The following is a 16,401-nucleotide window of genomic DNA, read 5'->3' on the forward strand; positions in this document are numbered from 1 at the left end:
CGATCGCCCATACCGGTGAACTGAGCCGAAGGACCCGCAAAAATGACCGAGTCGCTGCTCGACACCCGCGTCCCCGCCGTTCTCCTGCGGATCGACCGGAATCCCTTTCACCACGGAACGCTGGGTGCCGTGCGCTCGTTCGGCCGAGCCGGAGTCGATGTGCATCTGATCGCCGACTCGACGGGAAGTCCCGTGCGCGCCTCCCGGTTCGTGAGCCGATGGCACCCCCCGCCACCGCCCGGCGCCTCCCCCGCCGACATCGCCGCGGTCCTGCTGCGGGTGGCCGCCCGCATCGAACGGCCGGCCGTGCTGATCCCGATGGACGACGCGGGCGCGGTCGCCGTGAGCCGGCTGCGCGAGGACCTGGCGCCCGCCTATCTTCTGCCGCAGCAGCCCCGCACGGTGCCCGAACGCGTCGCCGACAAGGCCGAACTGGCCGGACTGTGCGCGGCGGCGGACGTTCCGCACCCGCACACCGTGGTCCCGGACAGCGCGGCGCAGGCCGCCTCCGCCGCCTGGCGGCTCGGCCTGCCGGTGGTCGCCAAGTGGAGCCGGCCCTGGCTGCTGCCCGCAGGGTCGGGGCTGCGCAGCACGATCGTGGTGCGCTCCACCCAGGAGGCGCGCGAGCTCTACCTGCGCGCCGAGGAGGCGGGCAGCCGACTGCTGCTGCAGGCCTTCCTGCCGCCGGGCCCGGACCGCGACTGGTTCTTCCACGGGTACGCCGACCGCTCCGGCGCGCTCGGCGCCGGCGGACCGGGGCGCAAGCTGCGCGCCTGGCCGCGCGGGGCGGGCCTCACCGCGGTGGGCGAGTGGACCCAGAACCCGCAGGTGCGGGCGCTGGCCGAGCGGCTCACCGGCAGCCTCGGCTACCGCGGCATCCTCGACCTCGACTTCCGCCGCTGCGGCATGACGGGCGACTACCACCTGCTCGACTTCAACCCCCGGCCCGGCGCCCAGTTCCGGCTCTTCGCCGACGCCTGCGGACTGGACGTCGTCCGCGCCCAGCACCTGGACCTGACACACCGTCCGCTGCCGGTCTCGGCGTCGCCGCTGCCGGGGCGACGGTTCGTGGTGGAGAACTACGCGCCGCTGGCCGCGCTGCGACCGACCCGCCGGGGCCGCGAACTCGCCTGGCACGCCGGCGACGACACCGCCCCCGGCCGCGCCCTGTGGGGCCTGTGGGGCGCCCATGCCGCCCGTCGGCTGCTCGGCCGGCTGCGCCGGCTCGGCACGGCGGACCCGGCCGGGGCCCGGCCCCGCGTGGTCCGCCAGTCGCCCGCGCCGTCCCCGGCACGCCCGCCCGGGTGCGCCGAACCGGCCCCGACCGACCCGACCGACGACGAGAAGGCGAGCAGCTGCTGATGTACGACCTGCTGGTGGTGGGCGCGGGCCCGTACGGCCTGTCCATCGCGTCCCACGCCGCGCACGCGGGCCTGAGCCTGCGCGTCTTCGGCCGGCCCATGGCCTCCTGGCGCGACAGCATGCCGCGCGGGATGTTCCTCAAGTCCGAGCCGTGGGCCTCGAACCTCTCCGACCCCGCGGCCCGCTGGCGGCTCGACGCGTACTGCGCGGCCCGGGGAGTGACGGCCCGCCACGGGGAGCCCATCCCGGTGGAGACGTTCGCCGAGTACGGCCTGTGGTTCGCCCGCAACGCCGTCCCCGCCGTGGACGAGCGCACGGTGGCCCGGATCGCGTCCCACCCCGGCGGCTTCGAGGCGGTCACCGAGGACGGCGAGACCGTACGGGCGAGGACGGTCGCCCTCGCCGTCGGCGTGATGCCGTTCGTCGAGATCCCCTCCGTCCTGCGCGCCCTGCCCCGCGACCTCGTGACGCACAGCAGCCACCACGGCTGCCTCGACCGCTTCCGCGGCCGGGACGTCACGGTGATCGGCGGCGGCCAGGCCGCTCTGGAGACGGCCGCCCTGCTCGCCGAACAAGGCACCCGCACACGGGTGTTGGCCCGCACCGAACAGCTGAGATGGAACGACGTGCCGCCGCCCCGGGAACGCCCGTGGTGGCAGTCCGTCCGCGCACCGCACAGCGGCCTCGGCTGCGGCTGGCGCAACTGGTTCTACGCCGAACGCCCCGGCGCGTACCGCAGGCTGAGGGAGCCGACCCGGGCCCGGATCGCCGCGACGGCGCTCGGACCGGCCGGCGCGTGGTGGCTGCGGGACCGGGTGCGCGGCGCCGTGGAGGTGCGCCTCGGCCACGAGGTGACGGCCGCCCGGGCGGTGCCGGGCGGGGTACGGCTGGAGGTGGCCGGCGCGGCCCCCTTCGACACCGAGCACGTGATCGCGGCCACCGGCTTCAGGGCGACGCGCGACCGGCTCGGGCTGCTCTGCGCCGACCTGCGCGCAGCGCTGGCCACGGTGGCGGACGGCTCCCCCGAGGTCGGCCGGGACTTCGAGTCGTCCCACCCCGGCCTGTTCCTGGCCGGCCTGGCGACGGCGGCCGGGTTCGGCCCGTCGATGCGCTTCGTCCACGGCGCGACGTTCACCGCGGGGACGCTCGTGCAGGGGGTACGGCGCCGGCTGTACACCGGCATGCCGAGCGGGACCGTGCCGGCGCCGACCCGACGCCGGCCGGCGCAGACCGTACGGAGCTGAGCGGGGCGGGGCGTGGGTGCCGGGCGGGGGCGTCCGGCACCCGGTCCCGCTCAGCGACGCGACGCGCCCCTGCCCCGCCGGTACAGGACGGCTCCACCGGCGATGAGGGCGGCGCTGACGCCGGAGGCGGCCAGCAGCGTCGCGCTGTCACCGCCGGTGTGCGACAGCTCGGGCGGGGTGTGCCCGCCCCCGCCGCCGGGCGGAGTGCTGTGCTCGCCCTCGGACGGAGGCGTGCTGTGGTCTTCGTGCGGAGGCGGTGTCGAGTGTCCGCTGCCCGGGGGCGTCGAGTGGCCGCCGCCGGGCGGGGTGCTGTGACCATCGCCGGGAGACGTGTGACCGCCGCCCGGAGGCGTCGAATGGCCCCCGCCCGGAGGAGTGCTGTGACCGCCGCCGGGCGAGCTGTGGTCACCGCCGGGAGGCGTCGAGTGACCCCCGCCGGGCGGGGTGCTGTGACCGCCGCCCGGCGTGGTGTGTCCACCGCCCGGCGGCGTCTGGCCCCCGCCGCCGCACGTGTCGCCGTAGCCCCCGCACTCCTCCTCCGGCTCGGGGCTCCCGTACCCGGAATCCCCGTACCCGGAGCCGTGCCCGGAATCCCCGTACCCGGAGTCGCCGTGCCCGGAGTCCCCGTACCCGGAGTCGCCGTGCCCGGAGTCCCCGTGTCCGGAGTCCTTGTCACCGGGCGGTGTGGCGTGCGGGGCTTCGTGCGTGGCCGACTGGTCGGCACAGAAGTTGCCGAACGCGGGGTTGAGCGCGGCGACGACGTCGACGGAGTTGCCGCAGACGTTCACCGGCACGTGCACCGGGGCCTGGACGGAGTTGCCCGACAGGACCCCGGGCGAACCCTTGGCGGCCCCTTCGGCGTTCGAGTCGGCGAAGGCGTTGCCGCCCGCGCACAGGGACAGAATGCCCGTCGCGGCGGCCGCCGCGACCATTCCCCTGCTCAGGGTCTGTCGCAATCTCGTTGTCTTCCTGCTCGAAGAAGTGGGAAAAGCCGGCCCTGGACCACACGGAGTCGTCCAGGACCGGCCTCGTTCCAGCCGTCGGCGGCTGGTGTGCCATAGCGTCAGTCGTTGACGCAGACGTTGCCGCCGGTCGGGTTCAGCGCGGCGATCACGTTGATCGAGTTGCCGCACAGGTTGACCGGGATGTGGATCGGAATCTGGACGACGTTGCCCGACAGGACACCCGGGGAGCCGATGGCCGCACCGTTGGCTCCGGCGTCGGCGAAGGCGGGGGCGGCCCCGCCGAGGGCCAGGATCAGACCCGCGACAACAGCAGCGCTCTTCTTCATGAGTTTCCCTTCTCTGCGGTCATGCCCAGATGACGGTCGAAACCGAGCGAGCGCAACTGGAGCGGCTCGCACCATGACCCGCAGGCTGCAAACGAGAGATAGACAGCCGAAGAAACTCAGGAACACCTGGCACCGGGTAATTCACTCGAACGCCTTCACAGGATCGACACAACGGGCCCACCGAAGAAGAAACGCTCCTCCTGGAGGGCGATTCCGAGGACGCCACACGCGCGGCAAAGAGGCCGGGAACCACACCACCGCACGGACCGCGGAAAAGCGGCGGACCGTACGGCGGGCGGGTGAACGTCAGCCGTTGGCCACACCGTTGCCGGCGAGGACGGAGATGTCGTCCAGGATGTGCGACAGCGGCTCGTCGCCCTTGGCCTGGGTGCTGTTCTCGGCGCACTGCTGGTTCTGCGGGGAGGACAGGACGTTGATGTCCTGGAGGGTGATCGGGACGGCGCCGAGGACCCCACCCACGTTCACCTTGACAGGCAGGCCGACGCACAGCTTGTTGAGGGAGCTCTGGACCAACGTGGCCTGCGGGCTCATGTCGCCCTTGGTCACCGAGTTCCCGAACGCCTCGTGCGCCCCGTTGCCGCTGGCCGAGGTGGTGCCCGCGTCGTCCCCGATGGCAAGCGCCTGAGGGGCGGCCGCCGCGGACATTCCGACGACGGAAGCGGCGACCGCCGCCGCGGCCATTGCCTTCTTCAGCATTTTTCGATTCCTTTCCCTGCCCTGACGCCAAGCCAGGACCACGTGCCTGCCACCGAACAACCCGACGCGTCGGGATTAGTTGCGGCACGTCACCCGATCGGTTTTTCCGGGCCGACGACGACGGTTCGCCCTATGGGCCGTCAGAGTGAATCCGTGCAACCAAACAGGGTGGGCGGAGTTAACCAGAACGCTCCGGTGGACGGGGTTCTCATGAAGGGACTTATACAAGTGATCAAGAAGGTACTGGCCGCTGCTGCGGTCGCCGCCTCCGTCGTCGGCGTCTCCGCCGCCGCAGCAGCCCCGGCGCTGGCCATCGGCAACGACAGCGGCACCACGTCCGCCAGCGGCAACGGAGCGAGCCAGTCGTTCGGCAACTCGGCCACCTTCGGCAACATGAGCCCCCAGATGGCGCTCATCCAGGGCTCACTCAACAAGCCCTGCATCGGCCTGCCCGCCAAGATCAACGCCGGCTCGGTCCTCGGCGCGGTTCCGATCGCGGTCCAGGACATCAACGTCCTGTCCTCGCCGCAGAACCAGCAGTGCGTCGAGAACAGCACCCAGGCCAAGGGCGACGAGCCGCTGTCGCACATCCTGGACGACATCTCCGTCCTCGCCGGCAACGGTGCGGCCAACCACTGAGTCCGACGTGGTGAACGGGCTCATTCCCTGAGCCCCGGGGGTGGATTCTCCGCCCGGGCAGCGGGCCGCCGGATCATCGGCGGCCCGCTGTTCTAGCGTGCGCGCGTGACGATGAAGAGAAACCTTCGGCCCCGCCGCCTGGCGATTCCCGGACTCGTCCTGGCCGCCGCCGGCACGGTGCTCGGCACTTCCGCGCTGCCCGGCCGGGAACACGCCCCGCGGGCGCTGAACGTCCTGGTGATGGGCACCGACGAACGGGACACCATCAGCGTCGCCGAGAAGCACGAGTTCCATGCCGGCGGCCGGCCCTGTGGCTGCACCGACGTCCTGATGCTGGTCCACCTCTCGGCCCGCCGGGACCGCGTCAGCGTGATCGGCCTGCCCCGCGACTCCTACGCGCAGATCCCGCCGTACCGCGAGGGGGCGGACGGCAGGCAGCGGCCGTCGCATCCGGCGAAGCTCAACGCGGCCTTCCAGGAGGGCGGGCCGGAGCTCACGGTCCGGACCGTGGAGTCGATGACCGGGGTGAACGTCGACCGGTTCGTGCACGTGGACTTCCGGCGCTTCGTCGACACGGTGGACGAGATCGGCGGCGTCGAGGTGTGCACCCCGCGGCCGCTGAAGGACTCCGCGACCAAGCTCGACCTCGAGCCCGGCAAGCACCGCCTCGACGGCGGCCGGGCACTGGAGTACGTGCGCTCACGGCATGTCGACTCCAGCGCCGACCTCGGCCGTATTCAGCGTCAGCAGCGGTTCCTCGTACAGGCGTTGCGCGGGGTGCAGAAGGGCGGGCTGCTCGGCGACCCGGGGCGCACGGTGCACCTGGTGCGCACAGTGCTCGGGTCCGGCCCGCAGGGCTTCTCGGTGAACGAGCTCGCCCAGGAGGCGGCCGCGCTGCGCGGACTGCCGTCCTCGGCGACGGAGTTCACCACCGTGCCGATCGGCGGGTTCGCCCCGGCCTCCCTCGGGATCGGCTCGGCACTGGCCTGGGACGCGAAGAAGGCGGAGGCGCTGTTCACGAAAGTGCGTGCGGACAAGCCGCTGGTGGCGCGGGGCGCGCACCCCGAGCCGAAGGACCCGCCGACCATCCTCGGCAGCACGGTGCCGGTGCGTGGGAGCGCGTACGCGTGCACATGAGGGGCGCACGGCCGTCGGGCGCGGTGCGCTGGGCCGATCGGGGCACAACACGCAACCCGGGGCGGGTGTCGAGCGTTGTTGATCACGCAGCTCCTCCCCCGGAGTCCGCTTTTTCGAAGGGAACGAACATGAAGAAGCTGTGGGCATCCGCGGCTATCGCCGCCTCGGTCGCCGGTCTCGCGGCCGTGAGCGCCCCGCAGGCCCTGGCCATCGGTGACGACAGCGGCACCACGTCCGCCAGCGGCAACGGCGCCTCGTCGGAGTTCGGCAACTCGGCCACCTTCGGCGACATGAGCCCGCAGCTCTCGCTGGTCCAGGGTTCGCTGAACAAGCCGTGCATCGGCCTGCCGCTCAAGGCGAATGTGGGCGGGGTCCTCGGCGCCGTCCCGATCACCCTCCAGGACATCAACGTCCTGTCCTCGCCGCAGAACCAGCAGTGCGTCGAGAACAGCACCCAGGCCAAGGGCGACGAGCCGCTGTCGCACATCCTGGACGACATCTCGGCCCTCTCGGGCAACGGCGCGGGCAACGGCTGAGCCGCAGCCTGACGTACCGCGACGGCGGGTCACCGGTTCTCCGGTGACCCGCCGTTTCGTGTGTCTCCGGCGGCCGGAGACCGTGCAGCGCTAGAGGTCGAGGCGGCCCGCCTCCCTGATGGCCTGCGCCAGGTCGCCGACGGCGCTGTCCTCGGTCTCGTCCGCCAGCTCTGCCGCCGTCTGCCGGAGTTCGTCCAGGGTGGGAGCGTCCGGCAGCGGGGTCTCCGGGTGGCGCAGGGCGTCGGCGAAGTAGGCGGCCGTCGCCGTGACCCGGAAGCGGGCGGGCGCGTCGGCGAGTCGGTCGTGCAGGGCGTGGGTCTCCACCTGGCCGGAGGTCTCGTGCGGGGTGCGGGTAACGGGGTCGAGCCAGCGGACGGTGGCGGTGGCGAGGTGGCCGTCGGCGCCCGGCTTGGTGCGCACCGCGTACAGGGCGGTGACCGTGTGGCCCGGACCGATCTCGCCGCCGTCGACGCGGTCGTCGCGGAAGTCGTCGTCGGCGACGCGGCGGTCGTCGTAGCCGACGAGGCGGAAGTCGGCGACCGTCCGGGGGTCGAAGGCCACCTGGGCCTTGGCGTCGCGGGCGGTCAGCTCGATGTTCTGCGGGAGTTCGTCGCAGAACACCTTGCGGGCGTCGCCCTCGTCCGACACGTACGTGGTGTGGCCGTCGCCCTTGTCGGCGAGGCGTTCCATGAGGGCGTCGCCGTAGTCGCTGCCGACGCCGACGCCGAACAGGGTGACGCCGTGTTCGCGGCGGGCGGTGTCGATGCGCTCCAGGATCGAGTCGGCGTCGGTGTCGCCGGTGTTGGCGAGGGCGTCGGAGACGAGGACGACCCGGTTCGTGGCGCCCTTGCGCAGGCCCTCGACGGCGGTGGCGTAGCCGGTCTCGACGCCCGCGCCGAGGTTGGTGGAGTCGCTGGGCTCCAGGCTGTCGACGGCGTCGTGGACGCGTGCGCGGTGGTCGCCGAGCCGGGTCATCGGCAGGACGGTCTCGGCCTCGCCGCTGAAGGCGACGATCGCGACGGAGTCGTCGTCGCGCAGGCGGTCGGTCATCGTGCCGAGGGAGGACTTGGCCAGGTCCAGGCGGCCCGGCTCGCCCATCGAGCCGGAGACGTCGATGACGAAGGTGAGGGCGGCGGGCGGGCGTTCGCTCCGCTTCGGGGCCGTCCGGGTGGCCAGGCCCACGCGGACCAGGGCCCAGTCGTCGTCGCCGGTGCGGGCGCCGTCCACGGTGACCGAGAAGCCGTTGCCGTCGGGGCGTTCGTAGTCCTGGCGGAAGCTGTTGACGAACTCCTCGGGACGGATCGTCGAGGGGTCCGGGCGGCCGCCGTCGGCGAGGGTGCGGCGGGCGTAGCCGTAGGAGGCGGTGTCGACGTCGAGGGCGAAGGTGGAGAGGTGGTCGGGGGCGGCCTTGTCGCCGTCCTCGTCGGCGCGGGGCGCGCTCGGCGCGGGGAAGGCCTTGCTGCCGCGGGCCGCTCCGTCCGAGGCGTCGCTGGAGGCGGAGTCGCCTGCGCCGCAGCCGGTCAGCAGCATCGCCGCGGCCGCCGTGAAGGCGAGCAGCCGTGATGTCCGGTGATGGTTCATGTCCTGTGCCCCCTGTGTCCGTCGACGTCTGTGACTGTGACGGATCAGGGGGCCGGAACGTGCGACACGGGGTGTTGCGGATCCGTCTCGAAGTGGGCACGGGGGACGGTCCTCGAGACCGGCGGGTGATGTGCCGGTGACCTAACTGACGATGTCCTTGCGGGCGAAGCCCCGGAAGGCCAGGGCGAACAGCACCAGGGCGTAGGTCACGGAGACGGCGGCGCCCTGGATCATGCCGGACCACTCCGGGGTGGGCTGGACGGCGTCGGCCCAGGCGAACTGCCAGTGTGCGGGCAGGAAGTCGCGCCAGTCGCCGAGGGCGGTGACGGCGTCGAGGACGTTGCCGACGATGGTCAGGCCGACGGCGCCGCCGACCGCGCCGAGGGGGGCGTCGGTCTTGGTGGAGAGCCAGAACGCCAGTCCTGCGGTGACCAGTTGGGAGACGAAGACGTACCCGACGACGATCACGAGCCGCTGGGCTGCCGTGCCCGGGTCGAGCGCGCCGCCGGTGGGCAGCTCCAGCGGGCCCCAGCCGTAGGCCACGCTGCCGACGGCGAGGGCGACGACGGGCAGCAGGACCATCGCGGCCAGGCTGAGGCCGAGGCCGACGACGAGCTTGGACCACAGCAGGCGGGCCCGCGGCACCGGCGCGGCGAGCAGGTAGCGCAGCGAGGACCAGCCGGCCTCCGAGGCGACGGTGTCCCCGCAGAACAGGGCGACCGGGATGACGAGCAAGAAGCCCGCGGAGACGAAGAGGTTGACCGCGGCGAAGTTGGCGCCCGAGGCGGTCGCCGTGTCCATCAGGGTCACCTGGTCGTTGCGGCCGCCCGGCTCGCCGCCGATGGCGAAGGCGATGAGCAGGACGAACGGCAGGACGGCGAGGATGCCGCCCATGATCAGCGTGCGGCGGCGCTTGAGCTGGCGGACCAGCTCGACGCGCAGCGGCAGGGTGCGGCCCGCCCGGTAGCCGGAGGCGACCTCGGTGAGCGTGCTCATGCGGAACCTCCGATCAGGGTGAGGAAGGCGTCCTCCAGGCGGCGGTGCGGGCCGACCGAGGTCACCGGCACGTCGAGCCGGACGAGTTCGGCCACCAGGCGCTGGGCGGTGCCCTCGGCGTCCAGGCGGACCAGCAGGCCCTCGTCGGCGCGCAGGGCGGAGGCGACGCAGGGCAGCGCGGCGATCTTCTCGACGACCGGCTCGTCCACGGGGACGGCGGTACCCACGAGGAGGGTGTCGCCGGAGCCGACGATCTCGGCGACCGGGCCGGCCTGGACGAGCCGCCCGCGGTCCATCACCACGAGGTGTGTGCAGGTCTGCTCGACCTCGGACAGCAGATGGCTGGAGACGATCACCGTGCGGCCGGCCGCCGCGTAGCGGATCATCACCTCGCGCATCTCGCGGATCTGCGGCGGGTCGAGGCCGTTGGTCGGCTCGTCCAGGATGAGCAGGTCGGGCAGGCCGAGCATGGCCTGGGCGATGGCGAGGCGCTGGCGCATTCCCTGGGAGTAGGTGCGCACGGCGCGGGCGAGGGCGTCGCCGAGGCCGGCGATCTCGAGGGCCTCGTCGAGGTGGGCGTCCTCGGCCGGGCGGCCGGTGGCCCGCCAGTACAGCTCCAGGTTCTCCCGGCCGGTCAGGTGCGGCAGGAAGCCGGCGCCCTCGACGAAGGAGCCGACGCGGGAGAGGACCGGGGCGCCGGGGCGGACGGCGTGGCCGAAGACGCGGATCTCGCCGCCGTCGGGCGTGATCAGGCCCATGAGCATGCGCAGGGTCGTGGTCTTGCCCGCGCCGTTGGGGCCGAGCAGGCCGAGGACCTGGCCCTTCTCCACACGGAAGGAGAGGTCGCGGACGCTGTAGCGGTCGCTGTCGCCGTACTTCTTGCTCAGGTCGGCGATCCGGAGCGGGACGTCGGCGAGTTCGGGGTCCGGGGCCGGGGCGGCGGTGCGGCGGCGGGCCGTCAGCAGCAGGGCCAGCGCGATCACCGCGCCCGTGAGGGGGAGCCACCAGACCCAGGACGGCAGCGGGGCGGCGGCCGTCGTCACGGTGGGGGCGGTGGGGACCTCGAGGTCGCTCTTCAGGGAGACGGTGTACGTGGCGGGGGCCGTCGGGGAGGCGTAGCCGAGGTCGGTGGAGGCGAGGACCAGGCGCAGCCGGTGGCCGTCGTCGACCTTGTGGTCGATGGCCGGGAGGGTGATCGTGACGTCCTTGCCGGCCTTGGCGCCCTCGACGCGGACCGGGGCGACGAGCTGGGAGGGCAGCACCTGCCGGGAGCCGTCGGCGCCGACGTCGTAGACCTTGGCGAAGAGGACGGCGGCGTCGGACGTGGACTTCACATGGACGGTGACCGTCGGGGAGCCAGTGACGCGCAGGTCGCCGGTGACGGGCGCGGAGTCGAAGGCGGCGAACTGGCCGGGGAAGTCGAGGGAGACGCCGACGCCGAGGGAGGAGAGCTGGGCGAGCCCCCCGCCGCCGAGGCCGGGCAGGGAGGAGACGGCCGGCGGGGTGGCGCCGGGCGGGTTGGCGAAGGACTGCTCCTCGCGGCGGCCGGTCAGCGGGAACGAGCGGGTGGCGGCAGCCAGGCCCGGGTAGCTGTCCGCGCTCGCGCCCCTGAGCCGGGCGGCGCCGTCGGTGGAGTCGACGCCTCCGGTGCGGGTGACGCGGAAGGCGGGGCCGGTGTCGGCGGACCTGTCGCCCTTGAGGTACCGGTCGAACCAGGAGTTCACGCGGGCCTGGACGCGGGCGGCCTCCATGTCGCCGCCGTCGTGGCCGCCGGCGATCCAGTCGACGTCGACGGGCGCGCCGTTCCTGCGGATCGCCTTCTCGGCCGCGTCGGACTGGGCGAGGGTGAACAGGGAGTCGGTCTGGCCCTGGAGCAGGAGGGTGGGGACCTTGATGCGGTCGGCGACGGCGGACGGCGAGCGCTCCTCGAGGAGCCGGCGGGCGGCGGCGTCCGGGGTGCCGGACTCGGCGACGCGCTCGTACATCGTGGCCAGCGGGGGTTCGAAGCGGGCGGTGCCGCCGCCGGTGTTGACGAACACTCCGGCCCACAGCTTCTTGAACACGCCGTCGGGGAACAGGGCGTCCGCGAGGTTCCAGTAGGTGATCGCGGGGGCGATGGCGTCGACGCGGTCGTCGTGGCCGGCGGCCAGCAGGGAGATCGCGCCGCCGTAGGAGGCGCCGGCCACGCCCACGCGCGGGTCGCCGCTCTTGTCGAGCTGGACCTGGGGCCGGCGCGCGAGCCAGTCGATCAGCCGGGAGACGTCGGCGACCTCGCCCTTGGGGTCGTTCAGCCCGATCCTGCCCGTGGACTCGCCGAAGCCGCGCGCCGACCAGGTGAGCACCGCGTATCCGTCCCGGGCGAGGTTCTCGGCCTGCTGCCGTACGTCCTCCTTGCTGCCGCCGAAGCCGTGCGCGAGGAGGACGGCGGGGCGGCGGCCGGAGCCGCCGGCGGTGAAGTAGGAGGTGTCCAGGCGGACGCCGTCCACCTTCATGAGCCGGTCGGCGCGGTGCACCGCGGGCGTGTCGTCGTCGCCGGCGACGGCCGTCCAGGTACCGGCACCGGCGAGTACGACCACGGCGGCCGCGGCGGAGACGATCCGTCGCGGCCGCCGTGGTCCTCGCAGACCGGGCAGTCGAAGATCCATGCTTCAACCGTACGGGGTCAACCTGTCGTGGAGTTGTCGACCGTGGACCGAACCTGACACCCTCCCGGCGGCGTACGCGGCGCTCCCGGCGTACCGCGGGCGCGGTACCCGCGGGCTCAGGTGCGGGCGTCCTCGGGGAGGGACACCAGCCAGCGGGTGTCGCGGCGCGGGCGGAGGTAGAGGGCCCAGTAGAGGGTGGCGACGGCGGTGATGCCGCCGGTCCACAGGAGGTAGCTCGTGTCCTGCCGGGTGAGGACGTAGCCGAGGACGGCGATCAGCACGGCCGGGAGGACGGGCCACAGGGGCATGCGCCAGGCGGAGGTGTGCCGGTGGTGGCCGCGGCGGGCGAGCAGGGCGGCGACGGCGACGAGGAGGTACATGCCGGTCACCGAGACTCCGGTGACGCCGTACAGGGTGTCCAGGTTCACGAAGCAGAGGGCGGCGCCGGGGACGCCGACGGCGAGGGTGGCCACCCAGGGGGAGCCGAAGCGGCCGAGCCTGGCGAAGACGTCGTTGACCGGCTCGGGCCAGGCCTTGTCGCGGGCGGAGGCGAACAGGACGCGGGAGTTCTGGATGACCATCACGATGCCGGCGTTGACGATCGCCAGGGCCACACAGAGGCTGACGAAGGTGCCGACGGCGGAATCGGACCAGGCGGTGACCATCGCGCTGATGTCGCCGCCGGTGAGTTCGGCGAGGTCGGAGGCGCCGAAGGTGATGGCGACGACCGGGACCAGGATGATCACGGAGGAGATGGCGAGGGTGGCCAGGACCGTGCGGGCGACGTTGCGGCGCGGGTGCTCCAGTTCCTCGGAGAGGTAGACGGCGGTCGAGAAGCCCTGGGTGACGAAGAGGGCGATGGCCAGGCCGGAGACGACCAGCATGGCGGTGACGGTGTCGGCGTGGCCGTCGGCTCCGGCGACCTGCATGGACACCAGGCTGCTCGCGCCGCGGTGCCCGTGGGTGAAGCCGAGGACGGCGACGACGGCGGCGGCGATCACCTCCAGGACCAGGAAGACGCCGGTGATCCAGGCGTTGGCGCGCAGGTCGAGCAGGCCGGCGAGGGTGGCGAGCAGCATGACGCCGGCGCCCGCGAGGGAGGGGTCGAGGTGGACGACCGGGGCGAGGTAGTCGGCGGTGCCCATCGCGATCACCGGCGGGACGATCATCACGACGAGCAGGGAGAGGACGAACACCAGCCAGCCGGCGAGCCGTCCGGCGAGCGTCGACACCATGGCGTACTCGCCGCCCGCGCTGGGGATGAGGGTGCCCAGCTCCGAGTAGCAGAACGCCACGGCGATGCAGAGGAGCGAGCCGATCGCGATGGTGAGGGCGGTCGCGGTGCCGAGCGAGCCGAACAGGTCCGGGACGACGACGAAGAGGGTGGAGGCGGGGGTGACGCAGGACAGGGTGAGCAGGGTGCCGCCGACGACTCCGATGGAGCGCTTGAGCTTCTGGGGGCTGTCGGGCGCCTGGGGGAGGGCGGTCTCGACAGGGCGGAGCGTGTCGGTCATGCGGCGGTTCCGATCGACTCGTGCGGCGGGGTGAGGGGCGGGAGCGCTATCGCCTCCGGCGGCATTGGTCGTACGTCTTCGTCCGCTCCCGGCGGCTGCATGGAATCCCGACGGAAACCGGTGCGTCAATAGGTGGTTACCTACGGAATCCGTAGCCCGGAGGGGGCTCCGGTCGCGGATACGACAGTTTCGGTCAGGCCGCTTCCGTCGCTTGGCGCATACGGGAACCGCAGGGCGTCCGGCAAAAAAGTGGGGCGACGTTCGGGATGCGGACATGTCAGTGTGTCTCGCGAGGGTTCGGGGATCACAGACAACGCACAGGGGTGGGGACTCATGAAGCTGCGATACGCGGGCGTGTGGACGGCGGTCACGGCGGCGGCGCTGATCACGACGGCCGGATGCGGCACACAGGCCGCCAAGGGCACGGCAGGGGCCGTGGACGGCACCGACGCGATCATGGCCGCGCTCGGCCGGGCGACCGACCGGACCGAGCAGATCGGTTCGGCGGACGTGAAGATGACCACCTCCCTCGGGACCGGCGCCCCGGTCGCCATGGAGGGCACGTACTCCTGGGGCGACGGATTCGCGTTCGACGTCCGGATGGACACCGCGGCCGCGCAGATGCAGCAGCTGCAGGACGATCCGACGATGCGCATGCTGTTCGTGGACGGCGTGTACTACTACGACGTCGACCCGCAGGCCTCAGGCCCGCTCAAGGGCAAGGAGTGGATGAAGGTCGACGGCTCGGCCGTCTTCGGCGAGCAGGGCGCGCAGGCGCTCAGCGGAAGCGGCAACGGCAGCCCGTCGGCCTCCATGAAGGGCCTGAAGTACGCCGACGACGTCGAGGACCTCGGCCAGGAGACGGTGAACGGCAGGACCGCGACGCACTACCGGGCCGTCGTCGACCAGAAGGGCATGGGGAAGTACAAGGAGGCCTACGGCAACCAGGACAACCTCTTCGGCTCGCTCACCGGCGGCGCCACCTCGATCACCATGGACGTCTGGGTCGGAGCCGAGGACCTGCCGGTACGCATGATCCAGGCGATCGGCGCCATGAAGGTCACCATGGACTTCGAGAAGTTCGGCGAAACGGCCCCGGTCCAGGCCCCGCCCGCCGTGCAGACCGGCGACCTCACCGAGGCCCTCAAGGAGGCCGGCGCGGCGGGCTGACGCACCGCGGCGCCCTGCCGGGGAGGAGGCAGGGCGCCGGAGGCGTGGGGGGTCAGTGGTTGCGCGGGAAGCCCAGGTCCACTCCCCCGGGGCCGTCGGCCGGGTCGGGCCAGCGGGTGGTGACGACCTTGCCCCGGGTGTAGAAGTGCGTGCCGTCGTTGCCGTAGATGTGGTGGTCGCCGAAGAGCGAGTCCTTCCAGCCGCCGAAGCTGTGGTAGCCGACGGGAACCGGGATCGGGACGTTCACGCCGACCATGCCGGCCTCGATCTCCATCTGGAAGCGGCGGGCCGCGCCGCCGTCCCGCGTGAAGATCGCGGTGCCGTTGCCGAACGGGGAGCTGTTGATCAGGGCCACGCCCTCGTCGTACGTGTCCACCCGCAGGACGCACAGCACCGGGCCGAAGATCTCGTCCTGGTAGGCCTTCGCCGTCGTCGGCACCTTGTCCAGCAGGGAGATGCCGATCCAGTGGCCGTCCTCGAAGCCGTCGACCGTGAAGCCGGTGCCGTCGAGGACGACCTCCGCGCCCTCGGCCGCCGCGCCGGTGACGTACGAGGCCACCTTGTCGCGGTGGACCTTCGTGATCAGCGGGCCCATCTCGGACGTCGGGTCGTTGCCGGGGCCGATCTTGATCTTCTCGGCGCGCTCGCGGATCTTCTCCACCAGCTCGTCGCCGATCGCGCCGACGGCGACGACCGCGGAGATCGCCATGCAGCGCTCGCCGGCCGAGCCGTAGGCGGCGGAGACGGCGGCGTCGGCGGCCGCGTCCAGGTCCGCGTCGGGCAGGACCAGCATGTGGTTCTTCGCGCCGCCCAGCGCCTGCACGCGCTTGTGGTTCGCCGCGGCGGTGGTGTGGATGTAGCGGGCGATCGGCGTCGAGCCGACGAAGGAGACGGCCTTGACGTCCGGGTGCTCCAGGAGACGGTCGACGGCCACCTTGTCGCCGTGGACGACGTTGAACACGCCGTCCGGGAGACCGGCTTCGGCGAGCAGTTCGGCGAGTTTGAGCGACGCCGACGGGTCCTTCTCGCTCGGCTTCAGCACGAACGTGTTGCCGCACGCGATGGCGATCGGGAACATCCACATCGGGACCATCGCCGGGAAGTTGAACGGCGTGATGCCGGCGACGACGCCGAGCGGCTGGCGGATGGACGAGACGTCCACGCGGCTCGCCACCTCGGTCGACAGCTCGCCCTTCAGCTGCACGGTGATGCCGCAGGCCAGGTCCACGATCTCCAGGCCGCGGGCGACCTCGCCCAGCGCGTCGCTGTGCACCTTGCCGTGCTCGGCGGTGATCAGCTCGGCGATCGCGTCCCGGTTCGCGTCGAGCAGCGCCCGGAACTTGAACAGGATCGTGCTCCGCCTGGCCAGCGAGGACTGGCCCCAGGTGGCGTAGGCGTCCTTGGCGGCCGCAACGGCCGCGTCGACCTCGTCCACCGTCGCGAACGCGACCTTCGTGGTGACCACGCCGGTCGCGGGGTCGGTGACCGGCCCGTACGTACCCGACGCGCCTTCGACGGTCTTGCCGCCGATCCAGTGGTTGACGATCTTCGTCATGACCGAGTGCTCCT

At 72.5% G+C, this 16,401-nt stretch carries 13 protein-coding genes and 1 pseudogene; 6 read left to right on the forward strand and 8 right to left on the reverse strand.

What is annotated here, in order from left to right:
- The first annotated feature begins 42 nt into the window (after positions 1–42).
- Positions 43–1,362: a carboxylate--amine ligase gene (locus ACZ7DE_RS08130; protein WP_470758885.1), complete on the forward strand. Its 1,320-nt coding sequence runs from the start codon at positions 43–45 to the stop codon at positions 1,360–1,362.
- A complete protein-coding gene (locus tag ACZ7DE_RS08135) occupies positions 1,362–2,606 on the forward strand; it encodes an NAD(P)-binding domain-containing protein (protein ID WP_470758886.1) in 1,245 nt (414 codons plus the stop codon). Before ACZ7DE_RS08130 ends, ACZ7DE_RS08135 begins: the two co-directional genes overlap by 1 nt.
- 50 nt (positions 2,607–2,656) lie before the next feature.
- On the opposite strand, the gene ACZ7DE_RS08140 is transcribed toward ACZ7DE_RS08135, so the two are convergent.
- The 3 genes and pseudogenes from ACZ7DE_RS08140 to ACZ7DE_RS08150 all read right to left on the reverse strand — a co-directional run bounded on the left by ACZ7DE_RS08140 (position 2,657) and on the right by ACZ7DE_RS08150 (position 4,614).
- The gene (locus ACZ7DE_RS08140) at positions 2,657–3,562 is read right to left on the reverse strand and encodes a chaplin (protein ID WP_470758887.1); all 906 of its coding nucleotides are present in this window, start codon (positions 3,560–3,562) and stop codon (positions 2,657–2,659) included.
- Positions 3,563–3,669: 107 nt separating this feature from the next.
- A pseudogene (locus ACZ7DE_RS08145) lies at positions 3,670–3,920 on the reverse strand (chaplin).
- A gap of 283 nt (positions 3,921–4,203) precedes the next feature.
- The gene (locus tag ACZ7DE_RS08150) at positions 4,204–4,614 is read right to left on the reverse strand and encodes a rodlin (protein WP_470758888.1); all 411 of its coding nucleotides are present in this window, start codon (positions 4,612–4,614) and stop codon (positions 4,204–4,206) included.
- A 228-nt stretch (positions 4,615–4,842) separates the two neighbouring features.
- Between ACZ7DE_RS08150 and ACZ7DE_RS08155 the strand changes: the two genes are divergently transcribed.
- The 3 genes from ACZ7DE_RS08155 to ACZ7DE_RS08165 all read left to right on the forward strand — a co-directional run bounded on the left by ACZ7DE_RS08155 (position 4,843) and on the right by ACZ7DE_RS08165 (position 6,926).
- A complete protein-coding gene (locus ACZ7DE_RS08155) occupies positions 4,843–5,253 on the forward strand; it encodes a rodlin (RefSeq protein WP_470758889.1) in 411 nt (136 codons plus the stop codon).
- Between the two features lie 111 nt (positions 5,254–5,364).
- Complete coding sequence (locus ACZ7DE_RS08160) at positions 5,365–6,390, forward strand: LCP family protein (protein WP_470758997.1); 1,026 nt, start codon at positions 5,365–5,367, stop codon at positions 6,388–6,390.
- 128 nt (positions 6,391–6,518) lie between these two features.
- Positions 6,519–6,926 (forward strand): rodlin, encoded by a 408-nt coding sequence (locus tag ACZ7DE_RS08165; RefSeq protein WP_470758890.1) that lies wholly within the window; start codon positions 6,519–6,521, stop codon positions 6,924–6,926.
- A 90-nt stretch (positions 6,927–7,016) separates the two neighbouring features.
- Here the strand turns inward: ACZ7DE_RS08165 and ACZ7DE_RS08170 are convergent, their stop codons facing one another.
- The 4 genes from ACZ7DE_RS08170 to ACZ7DE_RS08185 all read right to left on the reverse strand — a co-directional run bounded on the left by ACZ7DE_RS08170 (position 7,017) and on the right by ACZ7DE_RS08185 (position 13,662).
- Positions 7,017–8,507, reverse strand: coding sequence for a vWA domain-containing protein (locus tag ACZ7DE_RS08170; protein WP_470758891.1), 1,491 nt, complete (start codon positions 8,505–8,507; stop codon positions 7,017–7,019).
- A gap of 141 nt (positions 8,508–8,648) precedes the next feature.
- Complete coding sequence (locus tag ACZ7DE_RS08175; protein ID WP_470758892.1) at positions 8,649–9,503, reverse strand: ABC transporter permease; 855 nt, start codon at positions 9,501–9,503, stop codon at positions 8,649–8,651.
- Positions 9,500–12,148 (reverse strand): alpha/beta fold hydrolase, encoded by a 2,649-nt coding sequence (locus ACZ7DE_RS08180; RefSeq protein ID WP_470758893.1) that lies wholly within the window; start codon positions 12,146–12,148, stop codon positions 9,500–9,502. The genes ACZ7DE_RS08175 and ACZ7DE_RS08180 overlap by 4 nt, the downstream gene beginning before the upstream one ends.
- A gap of 116 nt (positions 12,149–12,264) precedes the next feature.
- Positions 12,265–13,662, reverse strand: coding sequence for an APC family permease (locus tag ACZ7DE_RS08185; RefSeq protein ID WP_470758894.1), 1,398 nt, complete (start codon positions 13,660–13,662; stop codon positions 12,265–12,267).
- A gap of 333 nt (positions 13,663–13,995) precedes the next feature.
- Between ACZ7DE_RS08185 and ACZ7DE_RS08190 the strand changes: the two genes are divergently transcribed.
- Positions 13,996–14,832, forward strand: coding sequence for an SCO4651 family lipoprotein (locus ACZ7DE_RS08190; protein ID WP_470758895.1), 837 nt, complete (start codon positions 13,996–13,998; stop codon positions 14,830–14,832).
- A 52-nt stretch (positions 14,833–14,884) separates the two neighbouring features.
- Here ACZ7DE_RS08190 and mmsA read toward each other — a convergent pair whose 3' ends face one another.
- Positions 14,885–16,387, reverse strand: coding sequence for a CoA-acylating methylmalonate-semialdehyde dehydrogenase (gene mmsA, locus ACZ7DE_RS08195; RefSeq protein ID WP_470758896.1), 1,503 nt, complete (start codon positions 16,385–16,387; stop codon positions 14,885–14,887).
- Between the last annotated feature and the right edge of the window lie 14 nt (positions 16,388–16,401).

The sequence above is a fragment of the Streptomyces sp. NPDC037083 genome (assembly GCF_055606485.1).

Coding starts and splice junctions, on each gene's coding strand:
- ACZ7DE_RS08175 (WP_470758892.1), bottom strand. CDS start 9,503: ATGAGCACGCTCACCGAGGTCGCCTCCGGCTACCGGGCGGGCCGCACC.
- mmsA (WP_470758896.1), bottom strand. CDS start 16,387: ATGACGAAGATCGTCAACCACTGGATCGGCGGCAAGACCGTCGAAGGC.
- ACZ7DE_RS08170 (WP_470758891.1), bottom strand. CDS start 8,507: ATGAACCATCACCGGACATCACGGCTGCTCGCCTTCACGGCGGCCGCG.
- ACZ7DE_RS08160 (WP_470758997.1), top strand. CDS start 5,365: ATGAAGAGAAACCTTCGGCCCCGCCGCCTGGCGATTCCCGGACTCGTC.
- ACZ7DE_RS08135 (WP_470758886.1), top strand. CDS start 1,362: ATGTACGACCTGCTGGTGGTGGGCGCGGGCCCGTACGGCCTGTCCATC.
- ACZ7DE_RS08185 (WP_470758894.1), bottom strand. CDS start 13,662: ATGACCGACACGCTCCGCCCTGTCGAGACCGCCCTCCCCCAGGCGCCC.
- ACZ7DE_RS08150 (WP_470758888.1), bottom strand. CDS start 4,614: ATGCTGAAGAAGGCAATGGCCGCGGCGGCGGTCGCCGCTTCCGTCGTC.
- ACZ7DE_RS08180 (WP_470758893.1), bottom strand. CDS start 12,148: ATGGATCTTCGACTGCCCGGTCTGCGAGGACCACGGCGGCCGCGACGG.
- ACZ7DE_RS08165 (WP_470758890.1), top strand. CDS start 6,519: ATGAAGAAGCTGTGGGCATCCGCGGCTATCGCCGCCTCGGTCGCCGGT.
- ACZ7DE_RS08130 (WP_470758885.1), top strand. CDS start 43: ATGACCGAGTCGCTGCTCGACACCCGCGTCCCCGCCGTTCTCCTGCGG.
- ACZ7DE_RS08190 (WP_470758895.1), top strand. CDS start 13,996: ATGAAGCTGCGATACGCGGGCGTGTGGACGGCGGTCACGGCGGCGGCG.